21 protein-coding genes, 1 other RNA gene and 1 pseudogene are annotated in these 20,987 nt (G+C 65.6%); 7 read left to right on the top strand and 16 right to left on the bottom strand.

Annotation, left to right across the window (positions count from 1 at the left end; all coding sequences use genetic code 11):
• The first annotated feature begins 111 nt into the window (after positions 1–111).
• Both AX284_RS02510 and AX284_RS02505 read left to right on the top strand, forming a co-directional pair.
• Positions 112–744 carry a 2OG-Fe(II) oxygenase gene (locus tag AX284_RS02510; protein ID WP_064307892.1) on the top strand — a complete coding sequence of 211 codons (633 nt, stop codon included), beginning with the start codon at positions 112–114 and terminating at the stop codon, positions 742–744.
• Positions 745–964: 220 nt separating this feature from the next.
• Complete coding sequence (locus AX284_RS02505; protein WP_068383397.1) at positions 965–1,459, top strand: DUF523 domain-containing protein; 495 nt, start codon at positions 965–967, stop codon at positions 1,457–1,459.
• Here AX284_RS02505 and AX284_RS02500 read toward each other — a convergent pair.
• From AX284_RS02500 to osmE, 11 genes and pseudogenes are all read right to left on the bottom strand, one after another.
• Positions 1,456–1,656: a hypothetical protein gene (locus AX284_RS02500; RefSeq protein WP_068383394.1), complete on the bottom strand. Its 201-nt coding sequence runs from the start codon at positions 1,654–1,656 to the stop codon at positions 1,456–1,458. The two genes, AX284_RS02505 and AX284_RS02500, sit on opposite strands and share 4 nt — an antisense overlap.
• Positions 1,657–1,776: 120 nt before the next feature.
• Positions 1,777–3,135 (bottom strand): nucleobase:cation symporter-2 family protein, encoded by a 1,359-nt coding sequence (locus AX284_RS02495; RefSeq protein ID WP_064307895.1) that lies wholly within the window; start codon positions 3,133–3,135, stop codon positions 1,777–1,779.
• Between the two features lie 113 nt (positions 3,136–3,248).
• Positions 3,249–3,962, bottom strand: a complete 714-nt coding sequence (locus AX284_RS12225; RefSeq protein ID WP_371099785.1) for a methyl-accepting chemotaxis protein — start codon at positions 3,960–3,962, stop codon at positions 3,249–3,251.
• 144 nt (positions 3,963–4,106) lie between these two features.
• Positions 4,107–5,075 (bottom strand): annotated as a pseudogene (locus tag AX284_RS12220) (cache domain-containing protein); the annotation flags it as partial.
• A 242-nt stretch (positions 5,076–5,317) separates the two neighbouring features.
• Positions 5,318–6,085 (bottom strand): ATP-binding cassette domain-containing protein, encoded by a 768-nt coding sequence (locus AX284_RS02485; protein WP_085984308.1) that lies wholly within the window; start codon positions 6,083–6,085, stop codon positions 5,318–5,320.
• Complete coding sequence (locus tag AX284_RS02480) at positions 6,085–7,167, bottom strand: ABC transporter permease (RefSeq protein ID WP_064307897.1); 1,083 nt, start codon at positions 7,165–7,167, stop codon at positions 6,085–6,087. The genes AX284_RS02485 and AX284_RS02480 overlap by 1 nt, the downstream gene beginning before the upstream one ends.
• A gap of 98 nt (positions 7,168–7,265) precedes the next feature.
• Positions 7,266–8,294, bottom strand: a complete 1,029-nt coding sequence (locus AX284_RS02475) for a sugar ABC transporter substrate-binding protein (RefSeq protein WP_064307898.1) — start codon at positions 8,292–8,294, stop codon at positions 7,266–7,268.
• Positions 8,295–8,357: 63 nt separating this feature from the next.
• Positions 8,358–9,551, bottom strand: coding sequence for a maltoporin (locus AX284_RS02470; protein WP_231356057.1), 1,194 nt, complete (start codon positions 9,549–9,551; stop codon positions 8,358–8,360).
• A 473-nt stretch (positions 9,552–10,024) separates the two neighbouring features.
• Complete coding sequence (gene ilvD / locus AX284_RS02465; protein WP_064307899.1) at positions 10,025–11,860, bottom strand: dihydroxy-acid dehydratase; 1,836 nt, start codon at positions 11,858–11,860, stop codon at positions 10,025–10,027.
• Between the two features lie 230 nt (positions 11,861–12,090).
• Entirely contained in the window at positions 12,091–12,612 is a 522-nt protein-coding gene (locus AX284_RS02460) for a hypothetical protein (protein WP_017640726.1), read from the bottom strand.
• A 192-nt stretch (positions 12,613–12,804) separates the two neighbouring features.
• Complete coding sequence (osmE, locus tag AX284_RS02455; protein ID WP_017640725.1) at positions 12,805–13,143, bottom strand: osmotically-inducible lipoprotein OsmE; 339 nt, start codon at positions 13,141–13,143, stop codon at positions 12,805–12,807.
• Positions 13,144–13,421: 278 nt separating this feature from the next.
• Between osmE and AX284_RS02450 the strand changes: the two genes are divergently transcribed.
• Complete coding sequence (locus AX284_RS02450; protein WP_017640724.1) at positions 13,422–14,642, top strand: N-acetylmuramoyl-L-alanine amidase; 1,221 nt, start codon at positions 13,422–13,424, stop codon at positions 14,640–14,642.
• Positions 14,639–15,043: a hypothetical protein gene (locus tag AX284_RS02445; RefSeq protein ID WP_017640723.1), complete on the top strand. Its 405-nt coding sequence runs from the start codon at positions 14,639–14,641 to the stop codon at positions 15,041–15,043. The genes AX284_RS02450 and AX284_RS02445 overlap by 4 nt, the downstream gene beginning before the upstream one ends.
• Positions 15,044–15,050: 7 nt before the next feature.
• On the opposite strand, the gene AX284_RS02440 is transcribed toward AX284_RS02445, so the two are convergent.
• Positions 15,051–15,707, bottom strand: coding sequence for a sulfite oxidase-like oxidoreductase (locus AX284_RS02440; protein ID WP_064307901.1), 657 nt, complete (start codon positions 15,705–15,707; stop codon positions 15,051–15,053).
• Between the two features lie 148 nt (positions 15,708–15,855).
• Here AX284_RS02440 and AX284_RS02435 point away from each other — a divergent pair, with 148 nt between their 5' ends.
• Positions 15,856–16,092 (top strand): DUF2171 domain-containing protein, encoded by a 237-nt coding sequence (locus AX284_RS02435; RefSeq protein WP_017640721.1) that lies wholly within the window; start codon positions 15,856–15,858, stop codon positions 16,090–16,092.
• Positions 16,093–16,153: 61 nt separating this feature from the next.
• Here AX284_RS02435 and AX284_RS02430 read toward each other — a convergent pair whose 3' ends face one another.
• Genes AX284_RS02430 through AX284_RS02415 form a run of 4 tightly spaced genes read right to left on the bottom strand, consistent with a single transcriptional unit; the run spans position 16,154 to position 19,507 of the window.
• Positions 16,154–16,726 carry a BON domain-containing protein gene (locus AX284_RS02430; RefSeq protein WP_017640720.1) on the bottom strand — a complete coding sequence of 191 codons (573 nt, stop codon included), beginning with the start codon at positions 16,724–16,726 and terminating at the stop codon, positions 16,154–16,156.
• Positions 16,723–17,316 (bottom strand): phosphoheptose isomerase, encoded by a 594-nt coding sequence (locus tag AX284_RS02425; protein ID WP_007162067.1) that lies wholly within the window; start codon positions 17,314–17,316, stop codon positions 16,723–16,725. The genes AX284_RS02430 and AX284_RS02425 overlap by 4 nt, the downstream gene beginning before the upstream one ends.
• A 32-nt stretch (positions 17,317–17,348) precedes the next feature.
• On the bottom strand, positions 17,349–17,723 hold the full coding sequence (locus AX284_RS02420) for a YraN family protein (protein WP_017640719.1): 375 nt from the start codon (positions 17,721–17,723) through the stop codon (positions 17,349–17,351).
• Positions 17,720–19,507, bottom strand: a complete 1,788-nt coding sequence (locus AX284_RS02415) for a penicillin-binding protein activator (RefSeq protein WP_068383389.1) — start codon at positions 19,505–19,507, stop codon at positions 17,720–17,722. The genes AX284_RS02420 and AX284_RS02415 overlap by 4 nt, the downstream gene beginning before the upstream one ends.
• Before the next feature lie 124 nt (positions 19,508–19,631).
• Between AX284_RS02415 and rsmI the strand changes: the two genes are divergently transcribed.
• Positions 19,632–20,474: a 16S rRNA (cytidine(1402)-2'-O)-methyltransferase gene (gene rsmI, locus AX284_RS02410; protein WP_371099784.1), complete on the top strand. Its 843-nt coding sequence runs from the start codon at positions 19,632–19,634 to the stop codon at positions 20,472–20,474.
• A 61-nt stretch (positions 20,475–20,535) separates the two neighbouring features.
• An RNA gene (gene rnpB, locus AX284_RS02405) (RNase P RNA component class A) lies at positions 20,536–20,891 on the top strand.
• Positions 20,892–20,987: the final 96 nt, after the last annotated feature.

Genomic DNA, 20,987 nt, shown 5'->3' with positions numbered 1-20,987 from the left:
AGGCGCTCATCCCGGGCATTCGTCGCCTGGTCAAGGCAGGCGCGCAGCCGTGGCCGACTTCTCTTACACTCGGCATCCCGCCGGCCTGGTCCGGTTCCTACGGTTCCCGCGATGGCTCTGCACCCCGAGCATCCCCTGCTGCAACGTATCGTCGACGATCTCGCCAGCCATGGCTGGTCGCGGCAGAGCATCTTCCTGCCGCCGGACCTCACCGCCGAGCTGGCCGCCGAATGCCGGCTGCGCCATGCCCGCGGCGAACTGGAGCGCGCCGGCATCGGCCGTGGCGACAGCCCGCTGATCCGTGAGGGCGTGCGTGGCGATCACATCGCCTGGTTGGAACCGGACGATGCCCATCCGGGCGTGCAGCGCTACCTGCACCTGATGGATACCCTGCGCGAGGCCTTCAACCGCACCCTGTTCCTGGGCCTGGAAGACTACGAGAGCCACTTCGCCCTCTATCCGCCCGGTGCCTTCTATGCCCGGCATCTGGATCGCTTCCGCGACGACGACCGGCGCATGGTCTCCCTGGTGCTCTATCTCAACGACGCCTGGTTGCCGGAGCAGGGCGGCGAGCTGCGCCTTTATCTGGATGAGCAGCGCCAGCAGGATGTCCTGCCCCTGGGGGGCAGCCTGGTGTGCTTTCTCTCCGGCCAGTTGCCCCACGAGGTGCTGCCGGCCACTCGCGAACGGCTGTCGCTGACCGGCTGGTTCCGCCGCCGTGGCGAGAATCCGCTGCAGGCTTAGGGCTTGTCTGAAAAGTCGCCGAGCGAAGGCTAGGCAAGGCAAAAATCCGTGAGGATACGGATCGGACTCGCGCTCGAGTTTACGAGTGGTAAATGAGCATTGCGACGGGGCCGCCTAGGCCGGGCTGGCGACCCAGCGGATTTTTAACGCAGCATGGCCGAGCGCAGGCACTTTTCAGACAAAGCCCAGGGCGTAGACTGGCGGCGGACCGGGAGGGTGCATGGAAAAGATACTGGTGAGTCGCTGCCTGCTGGGGCATCGGGTGCGCTATGACGGCGGTGCCCATGGCCCCTTCGATCTGCTGGGCGTCTGGCAGGCGGAAGGGCGCATCGTGCCCCTCTGCCCGGAGGTGGCCGGTGGCCTGCCCACGCCGCGTCCGCCCGCGGAGATCCCCGGCGGCCAGGGCGGGGCGGTGCTGGACGGTCGGCTACCAGTCATGACCGAGACAGGAGAGGACGTCAGCGCCGCCTTTGTCGCCGGTGCCATGGTCGCCCTCGAACTGATCGCGCGCCATGGCATCCGCGTGGCGGTGCTCAAGGCCCGCAGTCCCTCGTGCGGCAATGTGGAAAACTACGATGGCCGCTTCAGCGGCACCCGGGTAGCCGGTGAGGGCGTCACTGCGGCGGCGCTGAAGCGCGCCGGGGTCGCCGTCTTCAACGAGACCGAACTGGCCGAGGCGCAGCGCTTTCTCGCGGCGCTGGACGGTAACCCCTAGAGCGTTTCCGGCTGGCGGCCCAGCAGCATCTGGAAGTACGCCTTCTGCACGAAGCAGCCCTTGGGAAAGCGCCAGCCGACCAGTTCGCCCGGCTGCTTCTCGAGGTTCTGGGCAAAGACGGTGGCGCCCATGGCGCGCGCCAAGGCAGCATATTCGCGCAGCGGGACCTTAACGACAGGAACATCCGGGCTGATCATGGGCGCTCTGCTGGGTGGGTCGCTCACGATCGAAACGACGATCGTGGCGAGTCCACAGGTGACTTGCCCAGGCTATCGGCACCCCCGCGTGGAACTTCAGCCCGCGGATGAAAAATCGGTCTAGCCAGCGGCTTTGGGCGTCTCCGGCAGGAACCAGTTCATCAGCAGGGCGCACAGGCCGCCGGTGGCGACGCCGGATTCCAGCACCGCTCTCAGGCCCGCAGGCATATGGGCGAGAAATTCCGGCACCTGGGAAATGCCCAGGCCCAGGGCCAGGGACACGGCGATGATCAGCAGCGCGCGTCTGTCCAGTTCGACGCTGGCGAGGATGTTGATCCCCGAGGCGGCGACCGCGCCGAACATCACCATGGCCGCGCCGCCGAGCACCGGCTCGGGCACCGCCTGGATCACCCCGGCCACCGCTGGGAACAGCCCCAGCAGGACCAGGATGGCGGCGATCCACAGGCCGACATGGCGACTGGCGATGCCGGTCAACTGGATCACTCCGTTGTTCTGGGCGAACACCGAACTGGGAAAGGTGTTGAAGAGCCCGGCCAGCAGCGAGTTGGCGCCGTTGACCAAGACGCCACCCTTGATCCGCTGCATCCACAGCGGACCTTCCACCGGTTCGCGGGAGACCTTGCTGGTGGCGGTGATGTCGCCGATGGCCTCCAGCGAGGTCACCAGATAGATCACCAGCAGGGGCACGAACAGCGACCAGGAAAAGCCCAGGCCGAAGTGCAGTGGCATGGGGATCTGCACCCAGGCGGCCTCGTGCATGCCAGTGAAATTCAGCCGGCCCAGCCAGGCCGCCAGGGCATAGCCCAGCAGCAGGGCGACGACGATGGCGCTGCTGCGCAGGCCACGGAGCGGCAGGCGATTGAGCACCACGATGGTGGCCAGCACGGTGCCCGACAGCAGCAGGTTCTCGCCATTGGCGAAGGTACCGTTGCCCAGCGCCGCGAAGCCGCCGCCCATGCTGATCAGGCCGACCTTGATCAGCGTCAGGCCGATCATCAGCACCACGATGCCGGTCACCAGCGGGGTGATGAGGCGCTTGACGAAGGGCAGCACCCGCGACACCCCCATCTCGACGAAGGAACCGGCCATGACCACGCCGAAGATGGCCGCCATCACGGCTTCCACCGGGGTGCCGTTCTTGACCATCAGCGCGCCACCGGCGATCAGCGGGCCGACGAAGTTGAAGCTGGTGCCCTGGACGATCAGCAACCCGGCACCGAAGGGCCCGAAGCGGCGACACTGGACGAAGGTGGCGATCCCCGAGATCACCAGCGACATGGACACGATCAGGTTGGTGTCGCGCGGCGAGACGCCGAGGGCCTGGCAGATCAGCAGACCGGGGGTGACGATGGGCACGATGATCGCCAGCAGGTGCTGGATGGCGGCGAGCAGGGCGATCAGCGGGCGCGGTCGGTCCTGGGGACCGTAGAGCAGTTCGGAGCGGGAAGGCTGGGACATGGCGGAGTCGTCGCGGAAAAAGCGTCGATCTTACCGGATGCCCGCCCCGTGGCGCAGGGTCTTCGGCCTGGAGAAAGCCGCCGACCTGGGGGGCGGCGGCTATGCCTTGCGTCTTACAGGATGAAGCGGGCCACGTCGCGATTGAGATCGGCGGCGTGATGCTGCAGGGAGCGCGACTGACGTTCCGAATCCTCGGCGCCGCTGGCCAGGGTGTCGCCGAGGCCCTTGATGGTGATGACGTTGCGGGTGATCTCCTCGGTGACCGAGGTCTGCTCCTCGGCCGCCGTGGCGATCTGCAGGGACATTTCGGAGATGACGCCGGCGCTCTGGGCGATCTCTTCCAGGGCGCTGGAGGCGCGTTCCACGTCGGCGACGCTGCGCTCGGCGATGGCCATGCTGCTGTCCATGCGCTGCACCGCCTGGCGGGTCATCTGCTGCAGGGTGCCGATGGTCTCGTTGATCTCCCGGGTCGAGGCCTGGGTCCGCTGCGACAGCGTCCGCACCTCGTCAGCGACCACCGCGAAGCCGCGACCATGTTCGCCGGCGCGGGCCGCCTCGATGGCCGCGTTGAGCGCCAGCAGGTTGGTCTGCTCGGCGATGCTCTGGATGCTGTCCAGCACCTTGGCGATGGCCTGGGAGTGGTGATCCAGCTCGCCGATCACCCGGGTGGCGTCGTCGACTTCCCGGGCCAGGCTGTTGATGGATTCCTTGCTGGTCTGCACCAGCGTCAGACCCTGGGCGGTGCTATCGGAGGACTGGCGAATGGCCGCGGCGGTCTGCTCGGCATTGCGGGCGATCTCCTGGGTGGCCGAGGACATCTCCGTCACGGCGGTGGCCACCAGGGTGATCTCCTGCTGCAGACGTCCCAGCTCCTGGGTAGCCGCGGCGCTGCGCTGCAGGACCTTTTGCGATTCGGCGTCCACGCTCTGGGCATGCTGGCGCACGCCACCGATCAGGCCGTGCAGGCTGGCCACGAACTGGTTGAAGTGGCCGGCCAGGCCGCCGACTTCATCGTTGCTCTGTACGGCAATGCGCCGGGTCAGGTCGCCTTGGCCGTCGGCGATCACCTGCAGACCGTTCGAGACCACACCCAGCGGCCGCAGCAGATAGCTGCACAGCAGGTTGATGAGCAGCAGCGAGCCCCCCAGCACCACGGCCAGGATGACGATGCTGATCCAGAGTTGCCGCTGTAGCGGTGCCAGCAGGACGCCACTGTCGACCACCATCACCAGGGTCTCGCCGTCGCGATTCATGGGCGCGGCATAGAGCCGCTGGCCGGCGGCGGTCTCGACATAGCGCTCGCCGGGCGCCTGGGCCAGCCGCTGGAGGGTGTCCGCGGTGAGCTGGGGATAGAGCTCGGTGAGCGGTTTGGCCAACAGGGCGGTGTTTTCATGCCCCAGCACGATGTTCTGGCCGTTGACCAGTACGGCGCTACCGGCACCCGGCAGCTGCACCCGCTTGAGCTGATCGAGGATGTCGCCGATGCTGACGTCGGCGCCGAGGATGGCGCTGGTCTTGCCACCGGACTGCAACGCCCAGCCCAGGGACAGCACGTTCTGCTTGGTCGCCGCCGCCACCGTGGGTATGGAGAAGAACACCTTGCCGGGATTCTGCTGCGCCTGCTGGTACCACAGCCATTGGCGCGGATCGTTGTTGTCCGGCGGCAGCTGGACGCCATTGGCATTGACCTGGCTGCCATCGCCGCGGGCATAGAAGACGTTGTCGAAGCCGCCGGAACGCTTGACCTGATTGAGAGCAGCCGGAAGGTTCGTCTCCTGGGTGTCCGCCGCCAGGGCGCGCAACGCTGCGGCCTTGCCGTCGAACCACTGGCGGACACCGCCGTTGAAGACGAAGCTGACGGTCTTCAGCTGTTCGATCGTGGAGGCTTCGAGGGCCGCACGGGTGTTGAAGAAGTTGATTGTCGTCAGACCTACACCCACCACTAGCACGGCCGCGGTGGCAGACAACGAGAGTTTCTGTTTCAACGACAAGGCAGGCACGTTGTGTAGCTCCGAAATAATTGTTCAGGCTTTATCGGTGCAAGTGCGCGATAACTTGAGCGTTCGGTCAGATTTTCGTCGCAGAAGCGACGATCCGCTTCTGGGTAGGCGGCCCCACCCGGGTCTTCCAAGGCGACTGCCGGCTGGAAGACCCGGGAGGGTGCCTGGTCAGTCGAAGTCGACTAGGCGGCCACCGTCTGGGCACCGGTCATCAGGGCCACGGCGTCGGCCATGGAATGCTCGCGCGGATCGATCACCGTCAACCGGCGACCCAGCCGGTGGATGTGGATGCGATCGGCGATCTCGAACACATGGGGCATGTTGTGGGAGATCAGCACGATGGCGATGCCGCGGGCCCGCACGTCGAGGATCAGCTCCAGCACCTTGCGCGACTCCTTCACCCCCAGCGCCGCGGTGGGTTCGTCGAGGATGATCACCTTGGAACCGAAGGCCGCCGCCCGGGCCACGGCGACGCCCTGGCGCTGGCCACCGGACAGGGTTTCCACCGCCTGGTTGATGTTCTGGATAGTCATCAACCCTAGCTCGGAGAGTTTTTCCCGGGCGATGCGCTCCATTTCCTTGCGGTCCAGGGTCCGGCAGAGGGTGCCCAGCAGCCCCGGCTTGCGCAGTTCGCGACCGAGAAAGAGGTTATCGGCGATGGACAGCGCCGGCGACAGCGCCAGGTTCTGGTAGACCGTCTCGATGCCGGCGCGCCGCGCGGCGATGGGCGAGGCGAACTGCACTGGCTGGCCCTCGAAGCGGATCTCGCCCTCGTCCGGGCGCAGGGCACCGGAGATGGCCTTGATCAAGGAGGACTTGCCGGCGCCGTTGTCGCCGATCACGGCGAGGATCTCGCCGGGCAGCAGGTCGAAGTCGGCGTGGTCGAGGGCGGTAACGCGGCCATAGCGCTTCACTAGGCCGCGCGCCATCAGCAGGGGTTCGGTAGTCATCAGCTGGCCGCCTTTCTGATCCATTGGTCGATAGCCACGGCCGCGATGATGAGCGTGCCGATCAGCAGATAGGTCCATTGCACGTCGGTGCCCAGCAGCCGCAGGCCGAGGGCGAAGACGCCGACGATCAGGGCGCCAAACAGCATGCCGAGGATGGAGCCACGGCCGCCGAACAGCGAGATGCCGCCGATCACCACGGCGGTGATGGACTCGATGTTGGCGAACTGGCCGGCGGTGGGCGAGACCGAGCCGATGCGGCCGATCAGCACCCAGCCGGCGAAGGCGCAGATGAGCCCCGACAGGCCGTACACGGTGATCAGCATGCGGCGGACGTTGACCCCGGCCAGCGCCGCGGCCTCGGGATCGTCGCCTACGGCATAGAGATGACGCCCCCAGGCGGTGTGGTTGAGCACGTACCAGAGCAGGGCGACCAGCACCACCAGGGCGATCACGCCGTAGGTGAAGACCGCGCCCCCCAGGCGGAAATTGTCGCCGAACACCTGCAGCAGCGGCGCGGTCGCGCCGATTTCCTGGGCGCGGATGGTCTCGTTGCGCGAATAGAGGAAGTTGGCCGCGAGCACGATCTGCCACATGCCCAGGGTGACGATGAAGGGCGGCAGCTTGATGCGGGCGATCAGCCAGCCGTTGGCCATGCCGCACAGGGTGCCCACCACCAGGCCGCAGAGGATCGCCAACTCCACCGGCAGGCCGTAGCGAAAGGTGAACTGGCCCATGACCACCGAGGACAGCACCATGATGGCGCCTACCGAAAGGTCGATGCCGGCGGTGACCACCACCAGGGTCTGGGCCGCGCCGACGATGCCGGTGATGGCGACCTGTTGCAGGATCAGGGTGAGGGCGAAGGCGGAAAAGAACTTGCCGCCCAGCAGGGCGCCAAAGATACCCAGCGACAGCAGCAGCACCAGCAGCGAGACCGCCGAGGGGCGCGAATGCAGGAAGTGACGGAATTTGACGAGTGGGCTGCGCTCGTCACGGGCGAAGGAGGCGACTTCCGTGGCGCTGTGCTTGAGCACCTGTTCGAAGGGCTGGCCGGACGAGGAGGGCGAGGTCGGATCGCTCATGGCAATCTCCTGAGAGCGGGAAAGCGGCCGAGAGGCGATCGCCCGCGCCGGCGCGGCTGGCGGGGCGATCGGTCTGCTCTAGCGTAGACGAGGGGCCATCAGCCCCAGCATTTCTGCAGGGCGGTCTTGCTGTCGATGGACTGGATGCCGGGCACCGGCTTGTCCGTCACCAGTTTCACGCCGGTGTCGACGAAGCTCTTGCCTTCGGTGGGCGTGGGCTTCTTGCCGCTGTCGGCAAAGGTCTTGATCGCCTCGATGCCCAGCGCGGCCATCTGCAGCGGGTACTGCTGGGAGGTGGCGCCGATGACGCCGTCGGCGACGTTGTGCACGCCCGGGCAGCCGCCGTCGATGGAGACGATCAGCACGTCCTTCTCGCGACCCACGGCCTTGAGCGCCTCGTAGGCGCCGGCGGCGGCCGGTTCGTTGATGGTGTGCACCACGTTGATGGTCGGGTCCTTCTGCAGCAGGTTTTCCATCGCTGCGCGGCCGCCTTCCTCGTTGCCGTTGGTCACGTCGTGGCCGACGATGCGTGGATCGGTCTCGTCGCCGATGCGGCTCTGATCCTTGGGATCGATGCCGAAACCGAGCATGAAGCCCTGGTCGCGCAGGACGTCCACCGAGGGCTGGGAGGCGTTCAGGTCGAGAAAGGCCACCCGGGCGTCCTTGGCCTTGTCACCCAGGGTCTCCCGCGCCCACTGGCCGATCAGCTTGCCGGCCAGGAGGTTGTCGGTGGCGAAGGTCATGTCGGCCGCGCTCACCGGATCCAGCGGGGTGTCCAGGGCGATCACCAGCAGGCCGGCCTCACGCGCCTTCTGCAGGTTGGGCACGATGCCCTTGGTGTCCGACGCGGTGATGAGGATGCCCTTGGCACCGTCGGCGATGCAGGTCTCGATGGCGGCGACCTGGCTTTCGCTGTCGCCGTCGATCTTGCCGGCATAGGCCTTGAGCGTCATCCCCAGCTCCTTGGCCTTGGCGCTGGCGCCTTCCTTCATCTTCACGAAGAAGGGATTGGTATCGGTCTTGGTGATGAGGCAGGCGGAAACGGGTGCTGCCTGGGCGGTGCCGCTGGCGAGGGCGGCAGCCAACAGGCAACCAGCGAAGGACGCGAGGGAGACGGTTCTTTTCATTGTTGTGCGCTCAGGTTGGGAGACAGGAACGCGACCGGCAGCACGCCGGTCGCGGTGAAGCTGTTACCACCATTGCTCGATCTGGAAGCCGATGTTGGAGCCGTGCAGATCGTTGCCGAAGGTGCCGGTGCTCGACAGCGCGGAGCCGGCGTCGAAGTCGTCGGCCGCTTGTTGAGCTGCCCGGTTCCAGGCGGCATAGGTGTAGAACAGGCGGAATTCGGGACGGGTCTTGAATTCCGGGCCCTTGGGCGACCAGGTAGGCGCCAGGGTCAGCTTGGTCAGCTTGCGGGTGCCGCCGGGAGCCTGCACCTGATCATGGCCCAGTTCGGTGGAGAACTTGAATTGGTCGGTGATGCCGTACACCAGACGGCCACCCAGCGAGGTCCAGCGCAGGTCATTGCCGTTGGGACGTTCGTCCTTCTGGTAGACCGCGGCGATCTGGCCACCCCAGTAGCGGCTGATCTGCCAGTCGAAGAAGTCGACGACGCGATAGGAGACGTCGGCGCTGCTCAGGGTCGGATCGCCGGTGCTGCCCAGCGCCGTGCCCGGGCCCTGGCCGCGCTGTACGGCAAAGGTGTTCACGCCGCCCCAGCCCATGAAGTTGGCCTGCTTGTGCTGCAGCGTCACGGCTACACCACTGTTGGCGTTGGGCTGGTTGGTGGGTTTGTCCAGGTAGCTGACGCCGATCTCCAGCGAGCCATTGGGGTTGGTGTTGAAACCGGCGACGTTGAAGTCGAGGCGGTTCTGGAAGTCCTTCTGGTTCTGGTTGTCCTTGCGCGAGAAGGCCAGGCTGTACTTGAGACCGCCGATGTTGACGTCCTCGATACCGCCGCCGGTGGCGCTCTGGTTCCAGTAGAAGAAGTCGGAGATGTGGATGTCGTTCCGCTTGTAGTAACGGCGGCCGGCCCAGAGATTACCGCCGTTCAGCGCGGCGATGTTGTTCCAGTAGGCATAGGCCTGGACGGCACGGATCTCGCCATTGTCCCCGTTGAAGGTCGGGGTGCGGTCGTAGCGGTTGAAGAAGCTGCCCATGCCGTATACGCCGACTGCCGAGCCGTCGTTGAGGGTCAGGACGTCCTGCTTGAGTGCCAGTTCGCCGTACTGTTCGCACTCGTTGCCCAGGCGGTACTTGGACTGCGCGCCCTGCAGCTTGAAGCAGCGCATGGAATCGGAACCGGAGGAATCGCCGAGCCCGGTACGGAAGTACCCGATCGTTTCCAGGGCGTGTGCCGAAGGAATCAGCAGGAGGGTGCTCATCAAGGAGGCGACCGAAACCCTGGCCAAGGGCATAGCCTTTTTCTTATTCATTTATGTTCCCTGTTTATTGTTGTTGTGTGACGCGTGCCTGGCCTACACCTGACCCGCCGTGCTCCAGCGGAAGATCAGCATAGGTGTGACCATTGGGGCTCAACCTGACTACAAACTTATCGCTGAATCAATTCAGCGGCAGACGGAGGGTAGCCTTTGATCACTCAACGGCCTAGCGGCTCGCTAATCGCGAGGTGTGAGCTGAATCACAGGTTGCGCTTCTACAAAATTAGCAAGCCAAGCAACTGTGGAACCCCTCTGGAATGGGGGTTACCCGCGCGGAGGCTGTAAGGAAGGCAGGGGCAGGCGGAGTGGCGAGGAGAGAGCGTAGCTAGAGGGGTGAAATAGAGCGTGGAGAGTAGAGGGGAGTGATGGAGCAGTGCTGCGAGGCGACGGCAGCTGCCATCGCCTCGCAGTAACGGTCAGCCCAGCAGCGCCTTGTCGCGCACGCCGCCCTTGTCGGCGCTGGTGGCCAGCAGCGCATAGGCCTTGAGCGCCGTGGTCACGCGGCGGGCACGGGGTTGTGCCGGCTTCCAGCCCAGCTTGTCCTGCTCGATGCGGCGGTGGGACAGCTCTTCGTCGCTCACCAGCAGGTTGATGCTGCGCTGGGGAATGTCGATGAGCACCTTGTCGCCATCCCGCACCAGGCCGATGGCACCACCGGCTGCAGCTTCCGGAGAGGCGTGGCCGATGGACAGGCCCGAGGTGCCACCGGAGAAGCGACCGTCGGTGAGCAGGGCGCACTGCTTGCCCAGGCCCTTGGACTTCAGGTAGCTGGTGGGGTAGAGCATCTCCTGCATGCCCGGACCGCCCTTGGGCCCTTCGTAGCGGATGATGACGATGTCGCCGGCCTTGACCTCGTCGGCGAGGATGCCGCGCACCGCGGCGTCCTGGCTCTCGAAGACCTTGGCATTGCCCTCGAACACATGGATGGATTCATCCACGCCGGCGGTCTTCACCACGCAGCCGTCCAGGGCGATGTTGCCGTAGAGCACGGCCAGACCACCTTCCTGGGAATAGGCGTGCGCGACACTGCGGATGCAGCCCTCGGCGCGGTCATCGTCCAGGGTGTCGTAGCGAGTCGCCTGGCTGAAGGCTTCCTGGGTCGGGATGCCGGCGGGACCGGCGCGGAAGAAGGTCTTCACCGCCTCGTCCTGGGTCAGGGTGATGTCCCACTGCTCGATGGCTTCGCCCAGGGTCCGGCTGTGCACGGTGGGCAGGTTGGTGTGCAGCAGACCGCCACGGGCCAGTTCGCCCAGGATGCTGAAGATGCCCCCGGCGCGATGCACGTCTTCCATGTGGTACTTCTGGATGTTCGGCGCCACTTTGCACAGCTGCGGCACCTTGCGCGACAGGGCATCGATGTCGCGCAGATCGAAGTCCACCTCGGCTTCCTGGGCGGCGGCCAGCAGGTGCAGGATGGTGTTGGTCGAGCCGCCCATGGCGATGTCCAGGGTCATGGCGTTCTCGAAGGCCGCATGGCAGGCGATGTTGCGCGGCAGCGCCGACTCGTCGTTTTCCTGATAGTAGCGACGGCAGAGGTCGACGATGGTGCGGCCGGCCTGCAGGAACAGTTCCTTGCGGTCAGCGTGGGTAGCCAGGGTCGAGCCATTGCCGGGCAGGGCCAGGCCGAGGGCCTCGACCAGGCAGTTCATGGAGTTGGCGGTGAACATGCCCGAGCAGCTGCCACAGGTGGGGCAGGCGCTGCGTTCGTATTCGGCGACCTTCTCGTCGCTGGCCGAGCTGTCGGCGGCGATGACCATGGCGTCGACCAGGTCCAGGCCGTGGCTGGCCAGCTTGGTCTTGCCGGCTTCCATGGGACCGCCGGAGACGAACACCACCGGGATGTTCAGGCGCAGAGCGGCCATCAGCATGCCGGGGGTGATCTTGTCGCAGTTGGAGATGCACACCAGGGCGTCGGCGCAGTGGGCATTGACCATGTACTCCACGGCGTCGGCGATGATCTCGCGACTCGGCAGCGAATAGAGCATGCCGTCGTGGCCCATGGCGATGCCGTCGTCCACGGCGATGGTGTTGAATTCCTTGGCCACGCCGCCAGCCTTCTCGATCTCGCGGGCGACCAGCTGGCCCAAGTCCTTGAGATGGACATGGCCCGGCACGAACTGGGTAAAGGAGTTGGCGATGGCGATGATGGGTTTCTTGAAGTCTTCGTCCTTCATCCCGGTGGCGCGCCAGAGCGCTCGGGCGCCCGCCATGTTGCGGCCCTGGGTGGAGGTTTTCGAGCGATAGTCAGGCATGAAGCGTCTCTCCGAGGCGGCTTTCTAGGTCACGGTTCTGGTCATCGTGAGCGCGGACGAGGCACGGTGCAAACGCGAAGTGACGATTGCCGGGCCGGAGGGCAACGACGCCATGCGGGATCTCCACAGGGGTGCCGGGGCTCACGAACCCGCCGGAGGATGCTGGCGGAGGGGAATCCGGATCATACACCCGGGCGCCAGCACTGCACAGCAGCGCGGGCGCCGGTGGATCAGGGCGCTTCCTGTTCGCCGTCGGGAGCGTCTTCCAGGTATTCGTCCATCGGTTCCTGGCCGGCCAGGGTCTTGAGACTCAGGTCCACGGCTTCGGGCAGGGTGATGTCGACGCGCTGCTTGTCGCTGCCTTCCAGCGAGGACTCGTAGCTGAGCGCATGGCGCAGGTGGCCGTTTTCGAGGATGGCACCCACGCTGGCCAATTGAGCGGCGGCCGGAGCCAGGCGTTCGAGAGCGGCCTTGGGCCAGGTGGCCTCGACGGTCGCATTGCAGGTATAGAAGCCTGCTTCGCCACTGTCTGAGGGTTCTTCCTGGGTCTTGATGTCGACCAGCGAGATCTGGTTGGCCTCCAGCGCGGGCTGGCCAGCGGCGATGTCGTCCGCATAGATCTCGTTGATGGTCTGGGCGTATTGCTGACGAACCAGTTCGGCGGTCTTGGCCGCATCGCAACTGTAGTCATAGCCACCGCAGCCAGTCAGGGAAAGCACCGCAGCTGTGAGTATGAGGTGACGTCTGGACATGCCTGAATTCCTTGGAACGATGGGTAGAGCCTGGCGGCGCTGGCCGTGCCTGCGTCGATCCGCAGTGCAGGACGTCGGCGCAACGTTCATGGATGGCGAGGGCTTAGGGTGCTGCCGCTCGCCGATCCTGTCCATCAGACGCCGCCAGCGTCCGTCAGGACACCCGGCCTGGCTGGCCGGTCAGATCCCCGATCAGGCGCGGTCGGCGCTTTCGCAGGTCTCGAAGTCCTTGCTGTCGACGCGGTTCATGCTGTCGAAGCCGATCGAATAGACCTGCTCCTTGCCGTCCTTGTTGAGCACATAGTTGTTGCAGGTACCCGGACGATACTTGCGGGTGTAGGTGCTCGACGGGGTGCCGCCGATACGCAGGACGTCAGCCTTGGCCATCCCCTTTTCCACCTGCTTCACCAGCGGCTGCTCGCGAAATTCCACGCGACCCACGGTGTAGTCGGCGGTGTTCTTGACCGAGGAACAGCCCGCCAGCACGGTGCCGGCCAGCAGGGCGGTCGCGACTGCAATCTTCTTGTTCATGGTGTGATCCCTTCAAAGGCGGAAGTGCCTGACACTTCGACGATGACGGCGCCGATAAATTCGCTCTCCGTCGCACTTCTCGCCGTTCGCGCCTTTGACGGTCGGCTCGCGAGAGCGGCAAGTGACTGTATCTAAAGCTGATTCTGCAAACGAACGCTATGCCCTCGTTTTCTAAGGAATATTTTGTCCGAATGGCAGTTGACAGGGGCCAGTCGGCAGGCGATCTTTAGCGTTATGTTGTAACTTCCTAGCCGTTTCTCGTTTCTCGCGAGGACCCCATGAATCGCCGTCGTCTGCTCAATCTGATCCTGGCTGGCATGACTTTGCCCGTCGGGTTGCCGGCGTTTGCCGCCCGGCAGCAACTCAAGGGTGCCCGGGCCTGGCAGGACGCTGAGAAGCTCCGCCTGGTCTTCGATCTCACCGGACCGGTGCGCTACAAGACCTTTACCCTGGTGGCGCCGGATCGCATCATTCTCGATCTCGCCGATACCCAGGCGCCCGCGGTGCTCAACCACCTCGCCCTGCAGGGGTCGCCGGTGCGCGCCGTGCGCAGCGCCCGCTATGGCGCCCAGGACACCCGGGTGGTGCTGGAGCTGGCCCATCCGGTGGAGATGGAGAGCTTCATCCTCGGCCCGGGCGAGGGCGCGTCCAACCGCCTGGTGCTCGATCTCAAGCGCGCCGGGACGCCGGCAGTGGCCGCACGCAAGCCGGTCGACGCCGAGCCGCCGCTGGAGGTCAAGCGTGGCAAGGGCCTGGCCACGGGGCGCGACATCATGGTGGTGGTCGATGCCGGGCATGGTGGCAAGGATCCCGGTGCGCTGAGCGCCCGCGGTGATCGGGAAAAGGACATCGCCCTGATCGTGGCGCAGAATCTGGCGCGGCGCATCAACCTGCAGAAGGGCTTCAAGGCCAAGCTGGTGCGCAACGACGACTTCTTCGTGCCGCTGCGCAAGCGGGTCGAGGTCGCCCGCAGCTACAACGCCGACATGTTCGTCTCGGTGCACGCCGATGCCGCACCGCGACGTACGGCCTATGGGGCCTCGGTCTATGCCCTGTCGGAGCGAGGCGCGACCTCCACCACGGCGCGCTTCCTGGCCGACAGCGAGAACAACGTCGACCTGATCGGTGCCAACGAGATTCTCAAGGGCCGCGATCCCATGCTGGCCGGCGTGCTGCTGGACATGTCGATGAACGCCACCATCTCCTCGAGCCTGGACCTGGGCCACAAGGTGCTGGGGCAATTGGCGAACATCACCAACCTGCACCAGAAACGGGTGGAGCAGGCGGGCTTCGCTGTGCTCAAATCGCCGGACATCCCCTCAATCCTGGTCGAGACGGGCTTCATTTCCAATGATCGCGACTGCCGGCGCTTGCTCGACAGTCGCCACCAGAAGCAGCTGGCCGATTCGATCTTTGCCGGACTGCATGGCTATTTCCAGGAGCGCCCGCCGTTGGGCACCTACCTGGCCAGCCTCAAGAACACCCAAGGAGTGACATGAGTTTGCAAGACAAGGCGCGTCGTTACTGGCGCGTGGTGGTGCTGGTGATAGGCGCGCTCTGTGTCGTGGCCGGGCTGATCGGCTACGGGCAGGGCGGTGGCGACAAGCAGGGCAGTGCCCAGGAAGGCTTCGTCAACAAGGTCTGGCAGATCAAGACCAGCAACAGCATCGAGCCGGGAATGCTCTATGTCTTTCTCAGCGATGGCACCCTGGTGATGGCCTCGCCGAGCAGCCAGCCCTCCCTGGGCCGCTGGACGCGCACCGAGAAGGGCCTGAATCTGATCGAGGAAGGCATCACCTATCCCACGGAAATCCTCGGTCTCACCCGCGACGAATTCCGTATCCGCAGTCTCAACCCCGGCGATCCGGTGGAGCTGCAGTTGGCCCCCGCCGCACGCTGAGAGAGCCTCAGGCGTCGTCGTCGGAGTAGCGCTGCTCCTGCCAGGGGTCGCCCCGGTCGTGATAGCCGCGCATCTCCCAGAAGCCAGGCGTGTCGCCGACCCGGAAGTCGATACGCCTGAGCCACTTGGCGCTCTTCCACAGATAGAGGTGCGGGATCAGCGCCCGCACCGGGCCCCCGTGCTCGGCGGTCAGCGGCTGGCCTTCCCAGCTGTGCACCAGCATGGCGCCAGGTGCGGCGAAATCGGCCAGCGGCAGGTTGGTGATGTAGCCGTCGTAGCTGTGCAGGAGCACATGGGTCGCTTCGTCCCGCGGCTGTACCTCGTCCAGCAGTTCGCTTACCGGCAGGCCGATCCAGTGATTGTCATAGCGTGACCAGGTGGTGACGCAGTGCATGTCGCTGATGGCCTGGGTGGTCGCCCGCGCCGCGAAGGTCTCCCAGTTCCAGCGCAGCGTCTTGCCGACCGCGCCGGTCACCGCCAGTTGCCAGCGTTCCTGGCTGACTTCCGGGCGTACCCCTAGATCCAGGACCGGCCAGTTGCTGACCCGATGCTGGCCGGGCGGCAGGCGTTCGCTGTCCGGGCGTGCGCCCTGGCCGGTGAGGAAGCGGCCTTCCTGGGCCCAGCGTTCCTTGGAACGGGTCAGCTTGCTTGGCTCGTCGCTCATCGGTGGATCCTCTTCGCCGTTCTCGGGCTTCTGACCTCAATGATGGCCTTTCGTCGGCACAGGCCGAACCCAGACGGCTGCTCACGCCTCCTATCCTGCAGGCACTCAGAGAGGCGCCTCCTTTTTCTTAACCTGCCGGAGAACCACCATGGTAGATGCAACCCAGATCAAAGAGCATGCGGAAGTTGTCGGTTCGGACGGCCAGCACGTGGGCACCGTCGACCACATGGAGGGCGCCGATCGCATCAAGCTGACCAAGCGCGATCAGGACGCCGATGGCAAGCATCACTACATTCCGCTGAGCTGGGTCCAGTCCGTGGAAGGCAGCCAGGTACGCCTGTCCAAGACCCGCGACGAAGCCGAAAGCGAGTGGCAGGCCGCCTAAGGCACGCCGCCCAACAAAAAGCCCCGCATTGCGGGGCTTTTTGTTGGGCGGCGAATAGGGATCAGTTGATGTATTCGAACAGCTTGACGATGCGCTGCACACCCGAGACGCTCTGGATCAGCTGCACGGCATGGGCGGCTTCCTGCTGGGTCACCAGGCCCAGGAGATAGACGATGCCGTTTTCCGTGACCACCTTGATGCGCGAGCCTGGGATGTCCTGGTCGGCGAACATCTGGGTCTTGATGCGGGTGGTCAGCCAGGAATCGTTACTACGCGCCAGCAGCGAGGAGTTACCGGTCACCTGCAGTTCGTTGTGCACCGTCTTGACCCGTTGCACGCTGCGCACCGCCTGTTCGGCCTGGGCCTTGAGATCGGCGCGCGGTGTCTGGCCGGCGATCAGTACCACGCCGTTGTAGCTCACCACCACGATGTGCGAGCTGGCCAGGTCGGCATTGGCCTTGGAGATGTTGACCGCGGCCTTGGTCTCGATCAGGGCGTCGTCGACGGTGCTGCCCAGGGTACGGGTGCCGCGGTTGTCGTCGATGGGCTTGTCGCGGCTGGCGGTGACCACGTTGCTGCAGCCGGCGACCGCAAAGGACAGCGCCAGGATGGCGAGCAGAGGAGCCTTCTTCATTCTTCGCTTCCAAACAGTTGCTGATCGATCTGGTCGCACAGGCAGTGGATCACCAGCAGGTGCACTTCCTGGATGCGGGCGGTGACCTTGGCGGGTACGCGGATCTCGACGTCCTCGGGCAGCAGCAGCGAGGCCATGCCGCCGCCATCGCGGCCGGTGAGCGCGACCACGGTCATCTCGCGGTCGTGAGCGGCCTGGATCGCCTGGATCACGTTGGCCGAGTTGCCGCTGGTGGAGATGGCCAGGAGGATGTCGCCGGGCTGACCGAGAGCGCGGATCTGCTTGGAGAACACCTCGTTGTAGCTGTAGTCGTTGGCGATGGAAGTCAGCGTCGAGGTGTCGGTGGTCAAGGCCAGGGCCGGCAGGCTGGGCCGCTCGCGCTCGAAGCGATTCAGCAGTTCCGAGGAGAAATGCTGGGCGTCGCCGGCGGAACCGCCATTGCCACAGGTGAGAATCTTGCCTTCGTTGAGCAGGGCCGCGACCATGACCTGGCTGGCCAGATCGATATGCGGAATCAGGACTTCCATGGCCTGACGCTTGGTTTCGATGCTGTCCCGGAAGAGTTTCTGGATGCGGGCGTGGGTGTCCATCGCGATATCTTTGACCTGTGCTGTGGAGGGCCTCAGGCCTCGAAGGCCTGTTTGATCCATTCGAGTGCCTGAGGGGATGCGTCGGCCCCGGGGCCGATCGCGATCACGTCGAAACGACAGGGCCGCTTGGCCCAGCGCGCTTCGGATTGCAGAAAGAGGGCGGCGCTGTTGACCAGTCGCTGCCGCTTGCGGGCATCTATGCTTTCCGCGGCGCCGCCCCAGGCGGTGTGCCTGCGGGCGCGTACCTCGACGAATACTACTGTATCGCCGTCGAGCATGACCAGATCGAGCTCACCGCCACGCCAGCGCCAGTTACGGGCGATCAGGCGCAGACCGTGCGTCTGCAGGAACTGCAGCGCACGGTCCTCGCCTTGCTTGCCGCGCTGGAGGTGCGGGGCCTGCTTCACGGCGTGCTGAGCGAGGCCGGCACGCTGGTGGTGGGCAGCGGTGCATTGTTGGCTGGCAGCGGCTGGGCCACGCCGTTGCGGAATTCCGCCCAGGGCAGGTGACGCATTACACGCTGATCGGGCGCCACGCTCAGATTGCCGGACAGGCCGGGCAGCTCGGAGTTGGGCAGGGCCTTGAGCTGCTGCAGGTGCAGCGCCAGCAGGTAGGCATCGGCGCCCATGGCATAGAGGCGACCGATGCTGGTGCCGGCCTGGGGCCACTGGGCGGTGATCTTGGCGCGCAGCGGATTGCTCGGGTCCAGCAGCCAAGGCGTTTCGCAGAACAGGATGCCGTTGAGATCCTGGTTGACGCCGGGTTCGTTGACCCCGCTGTTGAGGTTGGAGGTGGCGTACACCGGCAGATCGCGGGCGTTCTGGTAGACCAGGATCGGCTTGATCTGGCGGGCCTGCGCCGGCGTCGAGGCGAGGAAGATGAAGTCCATGCCCTGGCGCATCTGCAGGAGGCTGGTGATGCGGTTGGCGATCTCGACCGGCTGGCCGATGCGCTCGGCGGCGACCAGGCGACCACCCAACTGCTGCCACTCGTTCTGGAAGGCGGCCAGCACGCGGGTACCCCAGTCGCCCTGGGGCACCATGGCACCGGCGCTGCGCTTGCCATCGGCCCAGGCACGGCGGGCGGCTTCACGGGCCTCGTCCTCGGCGGCCAGGCCGAACTGGAAGAGCTGCGGCGGCTGGGCGCCCTGGCTGTCGCCATAGTTCAGCGCCAGGGTGTTGAGCGGCAATTGCGGGCGATCGCTCAGCTGCTTGACCAGATTCTTTTCCAACGGGCCGACCACCAGCTGGATGCCGGCGGCCTGGGCCTGGCGGTAGAAGGCGTCCAGCGAGCCCATCTGGGTACTGTCGTAGACGGTCACGGCCGGGGCGGTCTGGCCCGCAGCCAGGGCCTCGTAACGGGCGGCCATGAAGCCGTCCTGCAGCGCGCGGGAGACGCCGGCGAGCTGGCCCTGCAGGGGCAGCAGCAGGGCGACGCGATTGAGTGGCTCGCGCGCTAGGGTCTTCAGGCGTTCCAGGTCATCGGGCAGATTGCGCGCGGCGGGATGGCCGGGGTGCTGCTGCTGCCATTCCTCGATGGCCGACAATTGCTGGTCCAGCGCCAGGTTGCCGCGGGTGATGGCGGCCAGGGCCAGCCAGCCATTGAGATCGGCATCCTTCACGCTCTGGCGCAGTTGCGCATCCGACAGGCTGGTCACCAGCTGCCAGATCTGCTCGCGGTTGTCGTGGGCGGCATCGCCTTCGAGCAGCGGCCCCAGGAAGATGCGCTCCTGGGCGGCGGCGAGCGGCTGGCCATTGGCGGCCTGGGCCTCGGCCTTGGTCAGGCCGCTGCGGATCTGCTGCTGAGCCGGCAATTCGCCCAGTTGGGCGAAGCTGGGATGGTCGAAACGCTTGAGCGCCTGGGCCGGCTGCTTGTCGAGCAGATCGAGCTGGGCCAGCAAGGTCTGGGCGAACATCTGCTGCGCCGGCTTCAAGCCTTCCAGATTGATGGAGCCCAGGATCTGCCGCGCTTCGCGGGCGTTCTGCTGGGCATAGGCCTTGTCCGCGGCGGTCAGACGCAGCAGATTGGCCTGCTCGGACTGACTGGAGCCGGCCTGGTTCAGCAGTTGCTCGATGCTGGCCTGGCTGGGCTGAGGCAATGCCCCGAGGCTGCTCGTGGTGGGCGAGCTGCTGCAGGCGGCGAGCAGGGCGAAGGCGGTGGCGCAGATCAGCGGACGCAGGCGGAACTTCATGCGGTGGTTCCTGAGCAGAGTTCGGAAAGGGGCGATTGTCTCACAGCACCCAGGCGCTGCGAACGCCGAGGGCGAGAGCGGCGTACACTGTTGGGCTATTTCCAGTCCGTCAGGTTTCATCATGATTTCGCCGGGTACTCTTTATGTGGTTGCCACCCCCATCGGCAACCTGGACGACATCACCACCCGTGCCCTCAAGGTCCTGCGCGACGTGGCCCTGATCGCCGCCGAAGACACCCGTCATTCGGCGCGCCTGTTGCGCCATTTCGGTATCGAAACGCCACTTGCCGCCTGTCACGACCACAACGAGCGCGATGCCGGAGGTCGCTTCATCACCCGCTTGCTGGCGGGAGAGGACGTCGCCCTGATCTCCGATGCGGGCACGCCGCTGATTTCCGATCCGGGCTTTCACCTGGTGCGCGCCGCGCGCGCCCAGGGCATCCGGGTCTCGCCGATTCCCGGTGCCTGCGCGCTGATCGCGGCGCTGTCGGCGGCCGGGCTGCCTTCGGACCGCTTCAGCTTCGAGGGCTTCCTGCCAGCCAAGGCGGTGGGCCGGCAGGGGCGGCTGGCGGCCCTGCGCGAAGACCCGCGCACCCTGATCTTCTACGAGGCGCCCCATCGCCTCGACGACTGCGTGGCCGACATGGTGAGCATCTTCGGGCCCGAGCGGCACATCGTGCTGGGGCGCGAGCTGACCAAGACCTTCGAGACCCTGCGCGGCCTGCCCGCGGGCGAGCTGCAGGCCTGGATTCGCGAGGATCTGGATCAGCAGCGCGGCGAATGCGTGTTGCTGGTGGCCGGCTGGACCGCGCCGGAAGACGCCGAGGTCGATGCCGAAACCCTGCGCATCCTCGATCTGCTGCTGGCCGAGCTGCCGGTCAAGCGCGCCGCCGCCCTGGCCGCCCAGATCACCGGCGCGCGCAAGAACCTGCTCTACCAGCTAGCGCTGGAGCGCAAGGGCGAGTAGGGCGAATTAGTGGGCATCTTTCCTTGTTATCCGCCCCCAGTCTCTATACCCTTGCGCCGCGAGAGCCGACCGGGCAGTCGCTGTCGTGATCCGCAAGGGTCGCGAGGGAGGAAAGTCCGGGCTCCATAGGGCGAGGTGCCAGGTAACGCCTGGGAGGCGTGAGCCTACGGAAAGTGCCACAGAAAATAACCGCCTAAGCGCGCAAGCGCCGGTAAGGGTGAAAAGGTGCGGTAAGAGCGCACCGCACGGCTGGCAACAGTTCGTGGCTAGGTAAACCCCACCTGGAGCAAGACCAAATAGGAATCCATAGGCGTGGCCCGCGCTGGATTCGGGTAGGTCGCTAGAGGCAATCAGCGATGGTTGTCCCAGAGGAATGACTGTCCTCGACAGAACCCGGCTTACAGGTCGGCTCTCGCACTCCCTCCCTCCCGGGCCTCTACGCCTGGGGTCTGAGACCTCTTCTTAAGACATCACTTTAATCAATTGAGCCAATCAATTGACTTCATTTCCGTT

Source organism: Pseudomonas sp. HUK17 (genome assembly GCF_001566765.1).
This window is presented reverse-complemented; position numbering and strand designations above follow the sequence as displayed.

Excerpts from the sequence above, each read along its gene's own strand:
- AX284_RS02510 (WP_064307892.1), top strand. The coding sequence starts at position 112 with ATGGCTCTGCACCCCGAGCATCCCCTGCTGCAACGTATCGTCGACGAT.
- AX284_RS02425 (WP_007162067.1), bottom strand. The coding sequence starts at position 17,316 with ATGGACACCCACGCCCGCATCCAGAAACTCTTCCGGGACAGCATCGAA.
- AX284_RS02475 (WP_064307898.1), bottom strand. The coding sequence starts at position 8,294 with ATGAAAAGAACCGTCTCCCTCGCGTCCTTCGCTGGTTGCCTGTTGGCT.
- ilvD (WP_064307899.1), bottom strand. The coding sequence starts at position 11,860 with ATGCCTGACTATCGCTCGAAAACCTCCACCCAGGGCCGCAACATGGCG.
- AX284_RS02505 (WP_068383397.1), top strand. The coding sequence starts at position 965 with ATGGAAAAGATACTGGTGAGTCGCTGCCTGCTGGGGCATCGGGTGCGC.
- AX284_RS02495 (WP_064307895.1), bottom strand. The coding sequence starts at position 3,135 with ATGTCCCAGCCTTCCCGCTCCGAACTGCTCTACGGTCCCCAGGACCGA.
- AX284_RS02485 (WP_085984308.1), bottom strand. The coding sequence starts at position 6,085 with ATGACTACCGAACCCCTGCTGATGGCGCGCGGCCTAGTGAAGCGCTAT.
- AX284_RS02480 (WP_064307897.1), bottom strand. The coding sequence starts at position 7,167 with ATGAGCGATCCGACCTCGCCCTCCTCGTCCGGCCAGCCCTTCGAACAG.
- AX284_RS02450 (WP_017640724.1), top strand. The coding sequence starts at position 13,422 with ATGAATCGCCGTCGTCTGCTCAATCTGATCCTGGCTGGCATGACTTTG.
- AX284_RS02445 (WP_017640723.1), top strand. The coding sequence starts at position 14,639 with ATGAGTTTGCAAGACAAGGCGCGTCGTTACTGGCGCGTGGTGGTGCTG.
- AX284_RS02500 (WP_068383394.1), bottom strand. The coding sequence starts at position 1,656 with ATGATCAGCCCGGATGTTCCTGTCGTTAAGGTCCCGCTGCGCGAATAT.
- AX284_RS02460 (WP_017640726.1), bottom strand. The coding sequence starts at position 12,612 with ATGTCCAGACGTCACCTCATACTCACAGCTGCGGTGCTTTCCCTGACT.
- AX284_RS02435 (WP_017640721.1), top strand. The coding sequence starts at position 15,856 with ATGGTAGATGCAACCCAGATCAAAGAGCATGCGGAAGTTGTCGGTTCG.
- osmE (WP_017640725.1), bottom strand. The coding sequence starts at position 13,143 with ATGAACAAGAAGATTGCAGTCGCGACCGCCCTGCTGGCCGGCACCGTG.
- AX284_RS02430 (WP_017640720.1), bottom strand. The coding sequence starts at position 16,726 with ATGAAGAAGGCTCCTCTGCTCGCCATCCTGGCGCTGTCCTTTGCGGTC.
- AX284_RS02440 (WP_064307901.1), bottom strand. The coding sequence starts at position 15,707 with ATGAGCGACGAGCCAAGCAAGCTGACCCGTTCCAAGGAACGCTGGGCC.
- AX284_RS02415 (WP_068383389.1), bottom strand. The coding sequence starts at position 19,507 with ATGAAGTTCCGCCTGCGTCCGCTGATCTGCGCCACCGCCTTCGCCCTG.
- AX284_RS02470 (WP_231356057.1), bottom strand. The coding sequence starts at position 9,551 with ATGAGCACCCTCCTGCTGATTCCTTCGGCACACGCCCTGGAAACGATC.